This is a genomic window from Peribacillus simplex, assembly GCF_001578185.1.
Classification (GTDB): domain Bacteria; phylum Bacillota; class Bacilli; order Bacillales; family DSM-1321; genus Peribacillus; species Peribacillus simplex_A.
The window spans coordinates 602,050-621,269 of the sequence record NZ_CP011008.1; the positions used below are offsets into that span (position 1 = coordinate 602,050).

18 protein-coding genes and 1 pseudogene are annotated in these 19,220 nt (G+C 36.9%); 13 read left to right on the top strand and 6 right to left on the bottom strand.

What is annotated here, in order from left to right; genetic code table 11:
* Positions 1-345: 345 nt before the first annotated feature.
* On the bottom strand, positions 346-540 hold the full coding sequence (locus tag UP17_RS28450; protein ID WP_061461551.1) for a Glu/Leu/Phe/Val dehydrogenase dimerization domain-containing protein: 195 nt from the start codon (positions 538-540) through the stop codon (positions 346-348).
* 445 nt (positions 541-985) lie between these two features.
* Positions 986-1,300, bottom strand: a complete 315-nt coding sequence (locus tag UP17_RS29415) for an APC family permease (protein ID WP_349817586.1) — start codon at positions 1,298-1,300, stop codon at positions 986-988.
* 324 nt (positions 1,301-1,624) lie between these two features.
* Here UP17_RS29415 and UP17_RS02855 point away from each other — a divergent pair, with 324 nt between their 5' ends.
* From UP17_RS02855 to UP17_RS02865, 3 genes are all read left to right on the top strand, one after another.
* A complete protein-coding gene (locus tag UP17_RS02855) occupies positions 1,625-1,921 on the top strand; it encodes a TIGR04104 family putative zinc finger protein (RefSeq protein WP_061461555.1) in 297 nt (98 codons plus the stop codon).
* 161 nt (positions 1,922-2,082) lie between these two features.
* On the top strand, positions 2,083-2,718 hold the full coding sequence (locus UP17_RS02860) for a Type 1 glutamine amidotransferase-like domain-containing protein (protein WP_061461557.1): 636 nt from the start codon (positions 2,083-2,085) through the stop codon (positions 2,716-2,718).
* Between the two features lie 132 nt (positions 2,719-2,850).
* On the top strand, positions 2,851-3,216 hold the full coding sequence (locus UP17_RS02865) for a winged helix-turn-helix transcriptional regulator (protein ID WP_061461559.1): 366 nt from the start codon (positions 2,851-2,853) through the stop codon (positions 3,214-3,216).
* A 63-nt stretch (positions 3,217-3,279) separates the two neighbouring features.
* Here UP17_RS02865 and UP17_RS02870 read toward each other — a convergent pair whose 3' ends face one another.
* The gene (locus UP17_RS02870) at positions 3,280-3,810 is read right to left on the bottom strand and encodes an NAD(P)H-dependent oxidoreductase (protein ID WP_061461561.1); all 531 of its coding nucleotides are present in this window, start codon (positions 3,808-3,810) and stop codon (positions 3,280-3,282) included.
* A gap of 430 nt (positions 3,811-4,240) precedes the next feature.
* Here UP17_RS02870 and UP17_RS02875 point away from each other — a divergent pair, with 430 nt between their 5' ends.
* From UP17_RS02875 to ltrA, 4 genes are all read left to right on the top strand, one after another.
* The gene (locus UP17_RS02875; protein ID WP_250211748.1) at positions 4,241-4,852 is read left to right on the top strand and encodes a PadR family transcriptional regulator; all 612 of its coding nucleotides are present in this window, start codon (positions 4,241-4,243) and stop codon (positions 4,850-4,852) included.
* 3 nt (positions 4,853-4,855) lie between these two features.
* Entirely contained in the window at positions 4,856-5,242 is a 387-nt protein-coding gene (locus UP17_RS28535) for an MFS transporter (protein ID WP_250211749.1), read from the top strand.
* A 255-nt stretch (positions 5,243-5,497) separates the two neighbouring features.
* Positions 5,498-5,836: an MFS transporter gene (locus tag UP17_RS28540; protein ID WP_250211750.1), complete on the top strand. Its 339-nt coding sequence runs from the start codon at positions 5,498-5,500 to the stop codon at positions 5,834-5,836.
* Positions 5,837-6,540: 704 nt separating this feature from the next.
* Positions 6,541-7,869: a group II intron reverse transcriptase/maturase gene (gene ltrA, locus UP17_RS02885; protein WP_061461564.1), complete on the top strand. Its 1,329-nt coding sequence runs from the start codon at positions 6,541-6,543 to the stop codon at positions 7,867-7,869.
* 253 nt (positions 7,870-8,122) lie between these two features.
* Here ltrA and UP17_RS02890 read toward each other — a convergent pair whose 3' ends face one another.
* The gene (locus tag UP17_RS02890; RefSeq protein WP_061465951.1) at positions 8,123-8,767 is read right to left on the bottom strand and encodes a hypothetical protein; all 645 of its coding nucleotides are present in this window, start codon (positions 8,765-8,767) and stop codon (positions 8,123-8,125) included.
* 615 nt (positions 8,768-9,382) lie between these two features.
* Here UP17_RS02890 and UP17_RS02895 point away from each other — a divergent pair.
* Entirely contained in the window at positions 9,383-10,567 is a 1,185-nt protein-coding gene (locus tag UP17_RS02895) for a D-alanyl-D-alanine carboxypeptidase family protein (RefSeq protein ID WP_061461566.1), read from the top strand.
* Between the two features lie 440 nt (positions 10,568-11,007).
* Here UP17_RS02895 and UP17_RS02900 read toward each other — a convergent pair whose 3' ends face one another.
* Positions 11,008-11,187 (bottom strand): small acid-soluble spore protein H, encoded by a 180-nt coding sequence (locus tag UP17_RS02900; protein WP_061461568.1) that lies wholly within the window; start codon positions 11,185-11,187, stop codon positions 11,008-11,010.
* A gap of 1,522 nt (positions 11,188-12,709) precedes the next feature.
* Between UP17_RS02900 and UP17_RS02905 the strand changes: the two genes are divergently transcribed.
* The 4 genes and pseudogenes from UP17_RS02905 to UP17_RS02920 all read left to right on the top strand — a co-directional run bounded on the left by UP17_RS02905 (position 12,710) and on the right by UP17_RS02920 (position 16,883).
* A complete protein-coding gene (locus tag UP17_RS02905; RefSeq protein ID WP_284149578.1) occupies positions 12,710-14,236 on the top strand; it encodes a malate:quinone oxidoreductase in 1,527 nt (508 codons plus the stop codon).
* A gap of 315 nt (positions 14,237-14,551) precedes the next feature.
* Positions 14,552-15,702 (top strand): IS3 family transposase gene (locus UP17_RS02915; RefSeq protein WP_434218677.1). Its coding sequence is split into 2 segments (ribosomal slippage): positions 14,552-14,801 and positions 14,801-15,702, totalling 1,152 coding nucleotides; the frame shifts between segments, so codons are not numbered across the junction.
* Between the two features lie 160 nt (positions 15,703-15,862).
* Positions 15,863-16,324: pseudogene (locus UP17_RS28545) on the top strand (isochorismatase family protein); the annotation flags it as partial.
* 151 nt (positions 16,325-16,475) lie between these two features.
* The gene (locus UP17_RS02920) at positions 16,476-16,883 is read left to right on the top strand and encodes a YbaN family protein (RefSeq protein WP_250211751.1); all 408 of its coding nucleotides are present in this window, start codon (positions 16,476-16,478) and stop codon (positions 16,881-16,883) included.
* Positions 16,884-17,189: 306 nt separating this feature from the next.
* On the opposite strand, the gene UP17_RS02925 is transcribed toward UP17_RS02920, so the two are convergent.
* The gene (locus tag UP17_RS02925; protein ID WP_061465953.1) at positions 17,190-18,449 is read right to left on the bottom strand and encodes an MFS transporter; all 1,260 of its coding nucleotides are present in this window, start codon (positions 18,447-18,449) and stop codon (positions 17,190-17,192) included.
* 222 nt (positions 18,450-18,671) lie between these two features.
* Here UP17_RS02925 and UP17_RS02930 point away from each other — a divergent pair, with 222 nt between their 5' ends.
* Positions 18,672-19,214 carry an ester cyclase gene (locus UP17_RS02930; protein ID WP_081108682.1) on the top strand — a complete coding sequence of 181 codons (543 nt, stop codon included), beginning with the start codon at positions 18,672-18,674 and terminating at the stop codon, positions 19,212-19,214.
* The last annotated feature ends 6 nt before the right edge of the window (positions 19,215-19,220 follow it).

A 19,220-nucleotide genomic window follows, 5' to 3' on the forward strand; every position in this document is an offset into this window, starting at 1 on the left:
GGCTGGAAGTGTTTTGTTCCATATATTAATATTCAATGAATAGAGATAGTTCAGAAAAAGACAACAAATAAAAGGTGAATTAAGTTAACTCTCAATCAAATCTCTGACTGTAGGCTCACCTTTAAATTTCCACGCTTCATCTGCACAAAATGCTACACCATAGCCTATTACAGCATCGTTTAAAAGGAAGCAATCTATTTTTGTAGCTAACATAGCATTAAAGTCTTTTATACCTTTTTGAACATTTAAATCTTCCTTCATAGATTTAGTTAAAGGTATTCCAATGTTGAATTCATCAAATACTCTTAGTACATCCTCATACTTCGCACCTAAATCACTACCTAATTATACTCCTACATCTATATATGGCATCATCGCAATCAGAAACCTTCTTAGCACTTCATACGCATCCGGGGCTTTATAATCGTAAGAAATGATTGCTTTATACCCTCCGGTGGTGACACTTTCAGAAGCGTTATATTTATAGGCCATTGCCTCTGCTAATCGCTCTACTTCTTCTCTTGTCACTGTTGGATGCATCCTTGTACCTCCCTCCTGCGTACCCTTTAACAAAGTTATGCACCACTAACCAACCCTTTGCCTCTGTTTCACAATCATTCCACTCTACGATTAAGTAAGGTTTTTTCATAATTTATATCCCCCTATAATTTAGTTAAGGTGTATTTCAAGAACCTCTTTTAGTTTGGTATTATCAGTAAGTCCAATTTTAAGAGAATCTTGCACAGCACCCAAAATTGAACCTATTCTCATACTCTACTTTTGGGTGTTGTTACCTCTCCATGGTCTTCCTTCAGTATTATCTTATCTTTTCACGTAACGTATAAATTAATAAAGATAACAAGCCCCCATGAAGCCTAAGTCAACTACGAGGGGAGAACGCTGTGCCGGATCAAATGCCATAAACAGTATAGAAATTCCACATAAAACAAGACACAGAATGGGTATTAGCGGAAATAGGGGAACTTTATACTTTAACTCCTTCACATCTCCACCAGTTGAAATTGTATTGAGATAGGGCGATGGTCATCCAACTGATTGTACCTGCTAGACCATTTACAGAAAGCAGGACGACAAAAACGGTTTCTGCTGAAACTACACTTGTAAGTAAAGATACTAGGGAAAAAAGCAGACTAAATAATACTGCATTAAATGGGACACCTCGAGAATTTAACTTCCCGAATGCCATACCATTTTGCGAAAGTGACCAAAGCATACGAGAACAAACATATAATCCGGAATTCCCTACAGAAAGCAACGCCGTTAAAATGACGAGGTTCATAATATCAGCTTCAAACGGAATACCTACGCTGTCAAAAACTGCAATAAATGGACTTTGTACTACTCATGCTTTCCTCCATGGAATCATGCTGCTAAAACCACGATTATTAGATGTTGTCTAACAATTGGGGTGCAGTTCTCCGGCAGCTCTTTTTCTTACGGAGCTAACGGAGAAGTTAGGTACAAACAAATCAGGGTTCGGGAATGATGTTTTTCTTGGTCACCTAGTTAGGAACCTTTAAATCTTCCACTAATGTGGTCAGGATAGTTTGGGGAAAAATGGTATAATTTATAATGTAATTTAATTGAAAGGAGGTCGTTTCATATGCCAATCTGTCAGCACTGTGGCTATAAATGGGGCTGGATAGAGACTTTTTTTAAAATGTTTACCTTTAAAAACAAGTTAAGTTGTCCATCCTGTGATTCATCCCAATACGTTTCCAAGAAATCAAGAAACCAATTAAGCTTATTTTCATTTATACCTTTACTGATTTTACCATCAATAGCATTTGGGGTACCTAAAGGTTATGTCTTATCTTTTGAAATAGTTGCTTATGCTTTGGTTCTTATTTTGATGCCATTTATATATAAGCTAAGTAACAAGGATGAACCGATGTGGTAGTCATTCCAGTATCGGGTGCTTTAGCTTAAGGTGGGAGCTGTCTTTAAGGCAGTTCTTTCTGTTTGCAACAATCGAGGCAGCTTAGTTCATGAGAAACTAACTTTTTGAAGCTTTAGAAAATGGTATAATATGTGAAAAGTACATAACAAGGAGAAATACTAATGAGCCTTTGTTTTATTGGGGGAGGAAACCCTTTAGCTGGGGAACTTGATGATGTAATGAATTATTTATCAAATCACGTTGAAGCAGGTGATAAAACCTTAATAATTCCTTTCGCTACGGAGGATCCAAAAATTGATAGATGGTTTAATTCTGCCAAGAAATCATTTGGGGATATAGGAATGGAGCATATTAAACTACTAGACTATCGACTCACAAATCAAGAAATGCAAAATGAAATAAAAGACCATAATGTTCTTTATTTTACTGGCGGAAGACCAGAGAAGTTAATGGAAAGTTTGATTGCAAAAGAATTGATACAAGCTATTAAAGGTTTCTCGGGCTTAATGGTGGGTGTCAGTGCTGGGGCTTTAGTTTTTTGTAGAGATTGTATCATCACAAAAGATGAAGATTATCCCGAAACACAAGTAATAAAAGGTTTAGAGTTAGTAGATTTTAGTGTAGAAGTTCACTATGATGGAACCGTTGATGAAGAATTATTCCCTTTATCATACAATAGGGATATATACGCTATTCCAAATGGTAGTGCAATATATTGGGATAAACAAGTAATTACACCTATTCACAATGTGACGCTTTTTAGAAAAAGAAATAAACAAATTTTTGGTGAAGATTAGACTAACGGGTGCGTTAGGTGATTAAGAAACACAAAAATGATCACTTTTTTATAAAAGAATAATCATGAGATCTCATAATATTGAAAAGTATGCATTTTTATATCATATACTTACCAAAGGGGAGTGTAACTTGTGCGCGAAACCTGTGTTCCGACTGACGTGGAACTAAAAGATACTGGCTTTGGATATACGTTGTCCTTAATAGGCGGTAAATATAAAATGATCATTATGTACTGGCTTTCTGAAAATAAAGTTATGCGGCATAATGAACTGAAGCGAAGTATCGGTACCATTTCCTTTAAAACCCTAAGCATCATGTTAAAGGAGCTGGAAGCAAATGACATTATCATTCGCAAGGAGTTTCCCCAAATACCCCCAAGAGTTGAATATTCATTATCTGAACGTGGTCTTTCTCTCATTCCATTGTTAAATATGATGTGTGATTGGGGAGAGAAAAACCGTTTGCCAGCTCTGGAGGATCTACAGCGACAGATATAAATAAAAAAGAAGTATCTCCTGAACAAGGAAATACTTCTTTTTGTAGCTTTAAAAAAGCTACCTTTACAGGTTGTCAACAAAGGTCAAATAATCTTGTGCGCTTTTATCCACTTCGCTTATAGACGGCGCATTTTCTGTGCCATAAAACGCAAAGAACGAACGATAATCTGCATTGCAGTATAGGAAGGTAGTTTCAAAAGGAGATAATAAATGTTCAAGTGTATAGCGATATTTTGCCTCTTCACTATAATCTTCTTTTTTAATGCCGGCAGATACAGCTAAAGCAGCTTTCCGGTTCTTTAATTGATCGCCTCCATTTGAACCATAAGCCCAACCATAAGCAAAAACATCGTCAAGCCATTTTTTAAGGAGAGGCGGACAATTAAACCAATATATAGGGAACTGCAAAACAAGATTACCATGCGATTCAACCAATTTTTGTTCTTTTTCCACGTCTATGTTTCCATCGGGGTAAACCTTAGACAATTCTTGAACAGTATATTTCTCCGGATACTTTTTAAGTTCTTCCACCCATCTCTTATTAATGAGGGATGTTTCTAAACTTGGGTGTGTTACGATAACAAGCGTTTTCAAAATATTTGTCCTCCTTTAGTATTATTTATTTTTGAGTATAAAGTTAACACTGCGATTATGTAAGTATGCACTTTTAGTACAGGTACTTTCATAAAGGTGAGTGTACCCCAATCTTTTCGGGTTGCCACTGTAGTTTTGAAACAAGTCGTGCCGATTATAAAAAAGTTAAACCGTTTATAAAAAGATGAACCGAAATGATTTTTGATTTCGGTTTTTCTTATTGAACTAAAGGGGAGTTTAGAGTGCTGTTTAATCATTGATCAACAATTGGGCCAAATTGTGAAACAACAACTTTTTAAAAATTGGATCAGTGTGTAACAGGATAACTTTCTTGAAAAAAATATGTAAAAAAATTTTTATCTGGTTTATTTTACCTACAATTAAACATATCATGATGATATATCACTTTGATATGTGAGAGGGGTTATAAATGTTGGCTATTGAACATTCTATTCTTGCTATTTTGAGTTTTTATCCAAGTACCGGATACGATATTAAATCTGAGTTTGAGCATAAAGCAGCCGGCTTATATTGGGGGATGAGTTATGGAAGTATTTATCCTAAACTAAAAAAGTTTGAAGAAGAGGGTTTTATTTATCCTATCGAAAAAGATGAAGAGGGACGTAAAAAGAAACTTTATGAACTTACTCCAAAGGGGTGGGAAGAATTTGAAGATTGGCTTCGGCTTCCCCCGAGCTATCCAAATATTAGAGATGAATTATTAATGAAGATGTCCACATGGCATGAAGATATAGAAAGCTCAATATTAATCAGTCATCTTCTAAAAAGAAAAGAGACAACTGAAGATTTACTTGAATTTGTTAAAGGCTGGCCCCAGAATGGTGTTTCTTACATCAGTAATTTTGGTATGCTAGCAATTCGCCAGACCGAAATACAATTAGAAGCTGAGTTAATATGGATTGAAGAATCGATAAATGCTTTGGAAAAAAATCAACTCCCAAAAGGACAGGATCCAAATGGGAATACAGAAAAACTTCTAGAAAGGCGAAGAAAAGCAATCCAAGAAGAAAAGGGGAAATAACAGATGAAGGCTGGCATATTTAAGCCTGTTAGATTCCGTACATTTCGTTCACTATTTGGTGCACAGCTATTTTCAGACCTTGGTAATTGGCTTGATTTTATTGCTTTGCAGGTTAGTGTTGCTTACAATTGGGGGCTAAATGAAACAGCCATCGCGGCAGTAATCATTGTATTAGGACTACCTTGGGTCATTATAGGTCCTTTTGCAAGTGTCTTTGTTGATCGGCTTCCCAAAAAGCAAATAATGGTTATTTGTTTATTTTTAAGAATCTTGATTGTAGCAGGACTATTTTTTGCTCCTGATCTTTATACCCTTTTAATATTTGTGTTTTTGAGGGGAACAGTCGCAGCAATTTATGATTCGGCAAGACAAAGTATACCCCTTTATTAAAAATTTCAGTGATTTTTTCCTCTGTAGCGTTTTTTATCATTTTCCTGTACGATGGACTATTGGTATTTATCGCTCAAAATCTAGGCTTTAATGAAGGCAATTTTGGACTACTGATAAGTGCGATAGGACTGGGAAGCGTAGTAGGTTCGCTTCTATTAGGGAATTGGATAAATTGGAAAAACAAACCCTTACCATCTAATATCATATGCACCAATTATTAGTGGTTCTTTAATAATTGTTATGGGGTTTGGTATTATGGGGATTGTAAATCTTCCTTATTGGGGTTGGATGATTGGCGCTTTTTTCCTTGGTTTTATTAGCTCTGGTGAGTCTGTCCCTTATGGTTTTATTTTACAGTCCGAGACGCCTAAGCAAATTATGGGGAGGGTATCTGCTGTGGCCACATCTTTACAAACATTTTCTATGCTTATTGCACCGGCTGTGGGATCTCTCCTTGCCAAATGGCTTGGAGTTTCACTCGTCTTGATGGGAGCAGGAGGGGCAACCTGCTTATTGGGTGCACTTGTCCTCATCTTTATTGTGAGAAGGATTAACATTCAAAAAGATATTCATGAAAAACAATTCCAAGCTTAACAAGTTACATGATGATACAATCTACTTTTGAAACATGAATGTTGAAGTTGGGTTGACATTTTTAGCAACTTTAATTTATTGGTCAAAAAACATAAAGCAAGTTGAAATATGTATGTTTGAACTCTAGATTTTATTCCACAATCGTGAGAGATCCTTAAATAAGAATCGCTTTTCTTATAAAACTAACAGGTGCTTGTGCGGCCGAGCCTAGGTCGTATCATATAGCGGGTGGGATTCCCGTCGAGTAAGAATTAGCCATTCGCTCGTAGCGAGTCTTGGAGGGCTAATGGTAACGTTAGTCTTTAAGCGTAGACAGTTAGGTGACGGGCCGAAAGCCAAATGGTTGAAGGGATTGAGCTCCATAATGTTAGTAAATCGAGAGGGCTGATGCCTTAAGCGCAGCAGAAAGCTACATTTTATTCTTCGTTAAAGGCAAGAAGGATAAAGCCTCTCTGGAGTCAGAGACCTTGGCACGTTATACATTGATATGATGCGGCAACTCGGGAGACCCTTCCGGTCTTTTCTATTTTATTGAAGAGTATGGTGTACAAGCGATAACAAGTAAGGAAACCAAATGCCGTGTAGGGAGTCGGATAGCAGCGTAGTACCAATGAAGTTGGGTAATGCCGATGGAGGGAAGGCTAGCTACCAGTTATCACCCTTACTAGGGAAACATTTACTACACACAGAGGTAGGTATTATAAATGGAAACAAAACTACTAAGGATAGCAGAATTAGCAAAATCCGAGCCTGAAATGAAATTTACATCTCTTGCGCATTTATTAAATGAGCAATCGCTAACACAGTGTCATCATGAACTACCTAATAAAAAGGCGACTGGTGTTAACGGAACGACTAAAGAACAATACAGCGAAAACTTGGAAGAAAATATAAAGGATTTAGTAAGTAGGCTTAAAAGCAAAAGTTATCGCCCTGTTCCAGTAAGAAGGATGTATATCCCAAAACTCAATTCTACCAAGAAAAGGCCTTTGGGGATACCGGAACATGAGGATAAAATTGTACAAAAAGGCATTACAAAAATACTAAATACTATCTATGAAAATGACTTCCTAGATTGTTCATTTGGGTTCCGTCCTAATAGAAATTGCCATGATGCGCTGAAAATACTGAACCATTATATTGAAAAGAAATCAGTAAGTTATGTAGTGGATGTAGATATCAAGGGTTTCTTTGACAACGTTGACCACAAGTGGATGATGGAGTTCTTGAACCTCCGAGTCACCGACCCTAACCTACAGAGAATAATCAGCAGGTTTCTTAAAGGTGGATACATGGAGGAAGGTAAGAAGTACAAAACAGATAACGGTACACCGCAAGGTGGAGTAATATCTCCGATATTAGCGAATGTATATCTCCATTACGTTCTCGACTTATGGTTTGAGAAAGTGGTTAGGAAACAATGTAAAGGGCAGGCCTACATAGTAAGATATGCAGATGACTTTGTTTGTTGTTTTCAACATAAAAGTGAAGCTCAGCAATTCTTCCATTCATTAAAGCTTAGATTGAAGAAGTTTAACTTAGAGATAGCCGAGGATAAAACGAAAATTATACCCTTTGGGAGGTTTGCAGAAAATAATGCAAAGCGAGATGGGAGTAATAAACCGGATACCTTTGATTTCCTAGGGTTTACTCACTATTGCGGGAAAAGCAAACAAGGGAAATTTCGAGTGAAACGGAAATCTAGTAATAAGAAAGTCCAAGGTAAACTAAAAGAATCTAAAGAATGGCTGAAGATTAATAGAAATAAAGATATTCATACGATCATGGATAGATTTAAACGCTCACTCATAGGTTATTACAACTATTATTGTATGACCGATAACATACAAATGGTTAACAACTTCAAAGAGAGACTCGAATACTTACTATTTAAATGGCTAAACAGAAGAAGCCAAAGAAAGTCCTTTACATGGGATAAATTTAATCTCTTTCTCCGTAAATATCCACTGCCTTCACCAAGAATCAAAGTGAATATCTATGAACTAAGAAAAGAGATTAGCTACCTTCTGTAAACGATGACTAGGAGGAGCCGTGTGCGTTAATAGCGCAAGCACGGTTCTGTGAGGGGGAGGAGTACAATTTACCGTAAGGTAGGAAGGCTCCTTTCTACTCGACTACTTCATTTTCAGGGGCTGATCAGCAGCTCCTTTTATTATGGAACTAATAGGGCAGCATTCCTATAATAACTGAAAATGAGGTTTGAACGAAATATTCTAAGTGAAATAAAAGTGCACCATAAAGGTACCTTAACGGAGATTCTTAAGATTATTTATTAAACTTCTCCGGAAACTGCTTCACAACTCCAGCAGAAATAGCATCTGCCATTAGAATTATATGTGTGACCCTTTCATCAATCGCGACGATTCTTGCATCCCAATCCTTTGCCAAGCTTGCAGATAAGTCATTTGTCACCAATTTTAGATGTATACAAAGCAATTTTTTTAGATCTTCATCTTTTAAATAAGGGTTGGCACCGCTAAGGAACGCCGCTATGTCATCAGCATTTCTATACCATTCTTTGTTTAGCTGTTTCACCAAGGCTTCCTTTCCGGTTTTAGCGGCATCTACGATCTTGCCGGCAATAACAATATGTTCCTTAAGCAAATCCGTAAGTTTGTTCTCAGCCTCCTCACCGTATACACCCTTCACAGCATTACCAATATCCTCTTGATTTTTAAGAAGCCTGGACAACACTTGCTTTTGGTCTTCAGCTCCTGCTGTTGTTGCACTTGTAATATAATTACTTGTCCACAATACATGATCCATCCAAAGTTTCCTGAATTCATTTTGAAACTTTACTTCAGATTGGCTTATGCAATTTTCTTGTGTTTTAGTGACGGCACTAATTGATCCAGCCAGCATATATAGCGAAAATAACAAAATAAACCCCTTAAATAATAATTTTTCCATGAAGTATATGGGATTTTTTACCTTAATCAAATTGTTAAGATGCTTCTTAGGAAGAGGATACTTATAATGAAAATTCATTTTGCAATATTAGGATGGGCTTCAATTTTTTTAAAAAAATAAAAAATTACCGAAACATTAAAGTGCATTAATAAATTTTTGGTTTATGGTGAAAAATTCTTAAGATAACGAGGGGAGAACCCTTAGATGAAGGCCGCTAAACTTTTCGGGGGGCTAGAACAAGCATAAGTGTTTATAAGGCCCTATTTAAGTTATTCCATTAAGGGAGCAATTGTGGTCAGAAAAAGTATAGCCACTCAAACCCCTTAGAAATAACAACTTGGAAAAATGGGTTTTTTAGTTCAAGAATAGGTATCACAAGCTATATAAAAACATCGAATATCCTCTTTGCTTCTTAATAATTTTATAGGTACTAAAAGAATCAAAACCCTTATAAAGGTATTCCAGGAAAGTAAATGAAGGATATTATCCAAAATGCTTCCATGATTATTAAAGGATAATTACTGTTTCATTTCAATTTCAATAAAACATCTTTAAACATTCAGATTTATTATAGTATGACTATATAGGATTTAACTATCAACTAAGGAGAGGTATATGAAAAGGTTTTTCTTTATCTTCATTTTGGCTTTAATCCCCTTCACCTCTACGACTGTAAGTGCAGAATCCGACTTACCTCTCGTTAGTGAAGTTGGGATCATTATTGATGCTAAAAGTGGAAAAGTATTATACGAAAAAAATATAAATAAAAAAATGTATCCAGCAAGTCTAACGAAAGTTGCTACTGCTATATATGCTATAGAGCACGGGGATCAGAATGAATTAGTGACTGTTAGTAAAAAAGCAGCTGAGGCAGACGGCTCTTCGGTATTTATTGAACCTGGGGAGAAAATAAAGCTTTCCAAATTAATTGCAGGAATGTTAATCAACTCCGGAAATGATGCAGCTATCGCAATTGCCGAGCATATGTCTGGAAGTGAAAAATTATTCATGGAGGATTTGAATGAGTTTTTAAGAAAAGAAGTAAAAGTCACTGATACTCATTTTACGAACCCCCATGGCTTGTTTGACAAAAACCATGTAACTACAGCCAGTGACCTTGCTAAAATTACACAATATGCAATGAAAAATGAAATTTTCCGTGAAGATTTTGGGAAGAAGAAGTTACCATGGAAAGTGGAAACATGGGACACAACTCTAGTTACCCATCATAAAATTTTAAAAGGTGAACTCCCCTATAAGGGAATAACCGGTGGGAAAACCGGCTTCGTTAGTAAAGCGGGCCACACCCTTATTTCTACTGCTACTAGAGGAGAACAGGACTTGATTGCGGTCACTCTTAAAGCTCCTTCAAACAAGGATGCCTACTCCGATACTGAGCTTCTATTCAATTATGGTTTTGAAAATTTTAAATCAGCCAAAATTGATAAAAAAACCCTACTTTATTCAGCAAATCACTCTAAATCCTATAAGCTGAACAAAGACTTATACTATACTCATTTAATTAGTGATGAACCTAGTCTAAAAACGAGTAATGATGGAATTCTCTCAATCAGGAACCAAGGAGGGCGCGCCATAGGATCCTTTAACCTTAAAACGGTCGCTGATGTTAGGAACACAGCTGTGCCTGCCTCGTTTAAAAAAGAAGCAATCAGTGGGGACGCTAATAAATTTTCTGTTTCATCTCTAGGAGGGCTAGGCTGTGTCATTCTGATCATTCTGATAACGGTTTTCCTAAAGAAAATCAGAAAAAAACGAAGTGATTATAGAAATCGTTACTGAAAAACCTCATCGATTGGCAATGAGGGGCGTTATTGCTTATACTTTTTCCCTAACAAGGGTGGCTTTAATTTAATAAAAAGAACAAAGGAGTACACATATTATACATGACTAATTTGTGAACTCCTTTATTTAATAAGGCTTTTTATGATTTAGGTTTGGAAAACTCCAGGAAATGGATTTTCTTTTAGGGGTACCGCGAAAAAGGTCGGACAAACCTTTACGGACTGCTTTTTCATTGCTAAGGAAAACGCCTCTAGTCGATGTAACCTATACGGCTATTCTTTTTTTAAAAAAAATAATCCAAATAAATATTAAAAGGTCATGTTTTGATTGGTTTTTCAAAACATGACCTTTTATTTATTCATTTATCTATTAATTGATTAAACTTTGTTTCAAAGCTACATCCGAAGGCAAAGGATTACCAAAGGACATTTAACATATTACTGTTCATTTAAGCTGGTTATAGAAACACTTTGTTTTTTATTTGGTTCATCAAGGGAATGGATTGTAGCTATTCCATTTTGTTCATCCACGTGCTCAATGTAGATACTTTCCTCATTATAGGTCACATTTGCCATAATTGGCGAAGAAGCAATTTCTTCTGCTCGTTGTGCGTTCATTTAGCCACCTCCTTTGAATTTGCAACAGTTATAATATTTGTTCCAAATTACTTAGATATACTTGTTGTAATTGAAATGCTTCAAAGAATCCTTTAGACTTTACTGAACTACCGGGTACGTGAGTTGAACAACTTTGTTTCAAAGCTACACGAATAAAAGAGGATATAAGATAAAAGAGACAGCCATATTAAATACTGTCTTTTTTTATTTGGCTCTTTTCGTAAAGATTGTTGTTTTTAAAACGAAACTATTTAAGGTTGATTGGAGCGGAAGTGCGAGACTCCTGCGGGAGCAGCGGGACAGGTGAGACCCCACAGGCGTTTACGCCGAGGAGGCTCACCGCCACCCCCGCGGAAAGCAAGCATCTGGAGGGGAAATCAACCACAACTCACTACCTGGTAAATAGCAACAAAGTATGTGAAAACAGCCTTTTATTTAAAAGGTTCCAATCAATAGCGGATAGATTAATGCCATCAGCAGATAATATGAGCGGAGGAGTGAAATATATGCAACAAGATAATACTGATTCATTTAATGTTCTATACCTAATTGCTTTTGGGGATAAATCCAAAAATAAATGCTGCAGAAGATAAGTTAATTGCGTTGTTTCCAGACGATTATAAGTTGATATTTACCCCTAAGATTGGTGACTGGATTCTTCATTCCTATTAAGGATACCTAAATCGAAGGAAAAAATGGAATCATGTGGAAAAATAAACCAGGAACAAAGAATAGTTTATTCGAACTGTTCATTAACTACTTCCTATCTCCTCTGAAAACTGTCATAATAATAAAGATGAAATTTTGTGGAGAGTGCTCATATGGGTTTGGTTATTCTTATCTTTATTGGGTTTAATATTTATTGTTTTAGCAATCTTTTATTTTGTATATAAAGCTAAAACATATGATAATAATCATTAAGTACTATTTCATTTATATTTCATTTCATTTTTTCAATAGGCAGTGGGAGCAATTTTAATAGGATTACTTCTTATTATCATTGGACTGAAGGTTCCTAATAATTCAGGCCATCTTCTCTTGCTTATGTCGCCCATTTTATTTCCAATTTTTATTTCGGATTGTACTACAATTTTATGTTCTCATTTGGACCTAAAATTTGTATAATTAGAAGAGCGCCGGAAAACAACCGGATAGCAAGGCAAGGGTTTCAGCACTGGCAATAAGATAAGATGTAATTCCTGCCGTTGAAATTACGTAGGGAATGTGTTCGAATCCTGTCAGAGGCTCACTTTTCTATGATGCAATTTGTGTCATATCTTCAATAAGCCTTAATTAAATAGGCGTTATTCTTCATTAAGAAGTTTCGCCTTGCCTCACAGAACCAAAGGGGGCAGTTTAGTTTAAGTTCATTTCTTCACATAAACTATATAATAGCAATATAGTTTATTCTATTAATTATTGTAATACACTATGATATGGTTATAATGAGGCAGAAAAGGTTTGTGACTAGGTCGCGCCTTGGCTTGACGCCTAAACAGGAGCATCTACATCCTTTCTGCAAATATATGGAGTAAGGAAGGTTAACATGAGCAACAGTGAAACTAAAACAGAAGTTATCTTAATTGGCGCCGGTATTATGAGTGCGACTTTGGGAACATTCCTGAAAGAGTTAGTGCCGGAATGGGAAATCAAAGTGTTTGAGAAGCTTGAAGACGCAGGGGCGGAAAGCTCTAACGAGTGGAATAATGCGGGAACAGGGCATGCTGCACTGTGTGAGCTTAACTACACAACTGAAAAACCGGACGGATCTATAGATATTAGCAAAGCTATTAATATTAATGAACAGTTTCAGCTTTCAACGCAGTTTTGGTCTTATCTTGTAAACAGCAAGCTGATAAAAAACCCTCAGGACTTTATCATGCCATTGCCTCATATGAGTATGGTGTTAGGGGATGAAAATGTAACATTCTTAAAGAAACGCTTTGAAGCGCTTTCAAAAAATCCTCTGTTCCAAGGGATGGAGTTTTCTGAGGACCCGGCAAAACTGATGGAATGGATTCCGCTTATTATGCAAGATCGCCTTTCGAATGAAGCTATAGCGGCAACCAAAATCGACTCTGGAACGGATGTCAACTTTGGTGCTTTAACACGCATGTTGTTTGACCACTTAAAGACTAAAAACGTCGATATCAAATATAAACATAGTGTTGATAATCTTAAAGTTACTAGCGATGGCTCATGGGAATTAAAAGTGCGTAATGTCGATAGCGGAAGCGTAGAGCGTCATACTGCAAAATTTGTCTTTATCGGAGGCGGGGGCGGAAGCCTTCATTTACTGCAAAAATCCGGTATTCCTGAAGGGAAGCACATTGGCGGTTTCCCAGTAAGTGGATTTTTCATGGTATGTAATAATCCAGAAGTAATTGAGCAGCATCAAGCAAAAGTATACGGAAAAGCTAAAGTTGGTGCTCCACCAATGTCTGTTCCGCATCTTGATACACGATATATCGACAGTGAAAAATCGTTGCTATTTGGACCATTTGCCGGTTTCTCACCGAAGTTCTTAAAAACAGGTTCAATGTTCGATTTAATAACTTCCGTAAAACCGGATAATGTCTTAACAATGTTGGCGGCGGGTGCAAAAGAGATGTCATTGACGAAATACCTGATCCAGCAAGTTATGTTATCGAAAGAACAGCGCATGGAAGAGTTACGAGAGTTTATCCCGAACGCTAAGAGCGAGGATTGGGATTTAGTAGTAGCTGGCCAACGTGTACAAGTTATCAAAGATACTGCTGAAGGCGGCAAAGGAACGCTTCAATTTGGTACGGAAGTTGTTAGTTCCGCTGATGGCTCGATTGCAGCATTACTAGGTGCTTCTCCAGGTGCTTCCACTGCTGTTCACGTTATGATAGAGGTAATTAAAAAATGCTTCCCGCAACATCTGAAAGAGTGGGAACCAAAAATCAAAGAAATGATTCCTTCTTATGGCGTGTCACTAATGGAAAATCCAGAGCTTCTGCAAGAAATTCATGCTTCAACAGCAGCGGCTCTTGGTCTAAAAGAAAAAGAGCTAGCCCATAGTTAATTCTTTTGATGTAGAAACAAAGGTATGAATTTACTTAAGGAATTGAGTAAATAATAGAATGCCATTGGAAGTAAAACATAGAACCTTTGATCTATCTTTGGATTGAAGGTTCTTTGTTTTGTCTTAAAGAGTAATTTCTTATTCAACTGGTATGAACGAAGCTGTCTACCCACCACACCCAAATGTTCGAGGAAGAAGGTATTAGTAAAGCTTTTGAAGAAAAATAAAGAGATTGCTAAGAAGTGGAGTTAGTATAGTTTCATGGACACATTTTAGTTAAGTCCTTACAATGATTTTTGAGAGGATGTGTCCGTTTTGGAACGTAAGAATACAGGTAAAAAATATAATAATGAATTCAAGAAGACTATTGTAGATCTTTATCACTCGGGTAATTCAGTAAGAGAATTAAGTGGCGAATATGGTGTATCAGACGTAACTATTTATAAATGGGTTAAAGAATTTACCCCTATCGGTTTAGGGGAAGAGTCTATGACTCCGAAGGAATTAGCCGCCATACAGAAGGAAAACCTTCGGTTAAAGCAGGAAGTTGAAATCTTAAAAAAGGCTATGGCCATATTCGCGAAAAAATAACCGAGACAGATCTTACCGAATTTATCGAGGAAAATAGGAATCTATACCCTGTACAGAGAATGTGTGAAGTATTAGAAATCCCAAGAAGCAGCCATTATCAGTCTCTTCAACTTGTAGTATCCAATCGCGAACAGGAAAACAAAGAACTAACGAATAAAATTAATCTCATTTACCTAGAAAGCAAGGGACGGTATGGTGCTCCTAAGATACATCAAATCCTATTAACCAAAGGATTTTCCCTCAGTCTAAAGCGTGTTCAACGCTTAATGAGCAAGGCGAGTATTCGTTCTATCACGAAGAAAAAATACCGTCCTTATCCATCTAAAGAAAAAGTTATTCAGTTAGATAATTTGCTTAAACGAGACTTTACCACCCAGACCATTAATGAGAAATGGGTAGCTGATATTACGTATATCCACACGTTAAAAGACGGATGGTGTTATTTAGCTTCTGTATTGGATCTTCATTCAAAGAAAATAGTAGGGTATTCCTTTTCACGTTCTATGACGACAGAACTGGTCATAAAAGCTTTCGATAACGCTCACTCTTCACAAAAGCCCTCGGAGGGCTTAGTTCTTCATACGGATCTTGGCTCACAATATACAAGCAGTGAGTTCACTCAACATACTCAGAATCATCATATTAAGCAATCCTTTAGTCAGAAAGGTTGCCCGTACGATAATGCCTGTATTGAATCCTTTCATGCGATATTAAAAAAGGAAGAAGTCAACCACGTCCAGTATCTAGATTACCAAACAGCTAAATTAGCGATATTCCAATTTATTGAAGGTTGGTATAACCGAAAAAGAATTCACAGCAGCTTAGGATATAAAACTCCACAAGCCATTGAAGACCAAATTAGAAATGCAGCTTAAGATTTAACTTTTTTGTGTCCAAAATATTGACTCAAATCCAGAAGTGCTTAAATACTTTCTGATATTTAATGAAATTTAAAAACGGTAAAACTATTTAATAACTTTAGGGGGGAATATTGAAACAAGCATTACTAATAATCGGAATTATGGAAGTTATTAAGAAGAACAAGGAGTTTTTGAGAAAGAAAAAGTCGTTAATAACATTAATACTGAAATTGAAAAAGCAATAAATAAAAGTATCTCAGTTGTTTTTATGAGAGATTTAGATGTTTCAAATGAGAAGGACCTGGGTTCCAGATACACCGGGACATTAGAGTACCATCAACTGCTATCATATTTGATAAAGCTTCCCCGAATTCTTTTTATGGCATTCCATTACACGAGCATGTAAGTAAAAAATAATATAGAGCGTATCGTAATAATGTGATGTAAGACGGAACATTGTATTGATACAGCCTTAGAACAGCAACAATCACTCATTTTGATGTAACATTAGGTAGCGACGGACATTCTACTTCTGATTCCAAAAACTAAACGGCAAAACAAATAATTCTTCATCACCATGAAATCCTTTATGGTCACTATAATAGACAATTTTTCACTTGTTAGAAATACTAATTAATATTTGTTTAAACCTGTTCACAATAATTACCGATAAATATCATCTTCAACGAACTGGTACTTTACTTCGTTACCAGGAGCTGCTGATCAGTGATGTTTAATCAATTGGACTTCCTCTTTACGTTATAAGGGAATAGAATATAAATAAAAAGGTGATTACAATTAAAAAAGTAAAAAGTATCCTATTTTTCCTTCTTGGATTCATATCCCTTGTGATTGGTGTTGCAGGGACTGTGTTACCTGTTCTGCCGGGCGGACCGTTTTACTTATTCGCTGCTTTTTGCTTTGCGAGAAGTTCAAAGTCAATTGAAAACTGGTTCAAAAAAACCTCATTATATGAAAAATACGTTGAAGCATTCCTACAAAAAAAAGGTATGACTAGAAAAGAGAAAATTAGAATCAATTTAGTTGCCGATTTCTTCATCATAATTTCTGTATTTTATGTGGACATCCTTTTAGTGAAAATCCTGTTGGTGGTTCTCGCCCTCTACAAACATTATTATTTCATTAAAAAAATTAAGACAATTGACCGAAACAGTACGAAACAAAGAACCTCTTGAAAATGTTCTTGGGTGATTTACTTCAGTAAGAGAGTTGCTTCGGCAGCTCTTTTTCTTATGGAGCTAAAAGGGGAAGGATAGTTGAAGCGTGCTATTATTCAACAATTGGGCCATTTAATTGAATAAGTGTATATTTGAAATAAAGCTGCACTGCTTTGAAAAAACTCTGTATATAAGCGTGTGTGTTTGTTGAACAAGATGTAAAAGGGTTATACATATTATACATGACTATTATGTATAACCCCTTTTTGTAACTTTGTATGATTTTAGTTCTTGAAAAATTTCAAACCAACATAAAAATCGGTATTATTTCTCTCTAATCTGCTCCGTTAGACGGTAGGTTATTACCCAATACAATAGGGCCAAAGCGCTGACAGAGGCACCAAATAGACATACACCAATCCATCCATAGTTTGCGTATATATTGGTTGAAACAATTGAACCCATGGCACTGCCGATGGAATAAAAAATCATGTAAGCAGCAGTAAGTCGGCTTCTCGCCTCAGGACGCACTGTGAAAATCATACTCTGATTGGTGACATGTACTGCTTGCACAGCCAGATCAAGAAAGATAACGCCAATGACTAATGCGATCAGTGAGTGTTCGGTTAAGCTGATTAGAAACCATGATGCTAGCAATAAAACTAGGGCTATGCAGGTTGTTCGCTGCCCTAAACCTCGATCAGCCAGACCCCCAGCACGAGCAGCAGCTAATGCTCCGGCAACTCCAGCAAGACCAAACGCTCCAATAGCGGTATGTGAAAGAGAGTATGGTGGAGCACTGAGAGGTAGCACCAGCGAAGTCCACAATGTACTAAACGCGGTAAAAATAAGCAGAGCCAGTACTCCGCGGATGCGTAGGATTCGTTCTTGCATGAACAATGTGAGCACCGAACGAAGCAGCTGCGGATAGGATAGTGACTCTCTTTCGCTTTCATCACGCGGGAGTACTCGGAACAACACGCCAGTCATGATGAGCATCATGGCAGCAGAAACTAGATAGACCGAACGCCAACCGGCGAGATCGGTTAGTACACCAGCAAATGTTCGTGCTAGCAGAATGCCGATCACGACTCCACTTTGCACCAAGCCGACTATACGTCCACGCTCGGCTGGGGCAGCCAAAGTCGATGCGAACGCTACGAGCACCTGAGTCACCACAGCAAGCAGCCCGACCGCAGCTAACCCCGTGAACAGCACTGTGATGATGGGGGCGATGCCAACTACAATCAGAGACAACACGGATAAAAGCATCTGACCGACGATTAGCCGACGTCGATTCAATAGATCACCGAGCGGTACCAGCAGTAGCAGTCCTAGCGCATAACAAAGCTGAGTAATGGTAATGACAATGCCGATGGATGAATGGGCGATACCGAACTCGGTCGCCAGTGAGTCTAGCAACGGTTGTGCATAGTATATGTTGGCGACAGCCATCCCACAGGCTGTTGCAAACAATAGTGCCATATAGCGAGTCATGGTTGATCCGGACACTATTTGTAATTGATCCGATTTCGTATCATGATCTTCAACTTTAATTGTTGTTTTTTCTTTAACCTTCACCATTACCATTATTTACATCCCCTTTTATTGTACTTAACAGTATAATATATCGTTCGGTATAAAATAATTCCTAATAAGGATAACCAACAAAATGTTTTGATGTCAAGTAAGTTACGCAGTTATTTGAATGCTGTTCTTGTATGAATCATCACAATTTGACAATAGGACTTTAATAAAATAAAATCATAATATACCGATTGGTAATTTAAGGGGGATTAATTATCCATGACTCGAATTCGCCAAATTGATAAGGAATGGACATTAGATGAATTGAATCAATTACCGGGGAATAACGAATTAACTGAAATATCTGGGGGCGATTCACCAGCTCCAAAATTCCTACAGACAAACGAACAGATTATAAAAAGCTTCTTTGAAGTTGTCAGATCAGGTTGTACTCCCGAACAAGCTAAGGTTTTTTTGGCGAAAGAGGTAAGATCACATCAAGTGAATTCAGAAAGCATGGTGACAATTATAAGGTCACCTGAGAATTATGCTGATCATATAAGAGAAATGATGGATTCATGGGGGAATTTTAAAATTGAAATCCAAGAATTAATTTCTCAAAATCAAAAAGTTCATGTCAGATGGAAGCAGACAGGAATACATATTGGAGAGTATGAGGGTTATATGCCTACAAATAAAGAGGTTATTGAAATAGGTAGTGCCGTATACCGATTAGAGGATCGTAAAATAGTGGAATACTGGATTCAAGTGGACAGATTCGGAATCATTGAGCAAATAAAAAAGAATCAAGAACAAGATTAATTATCT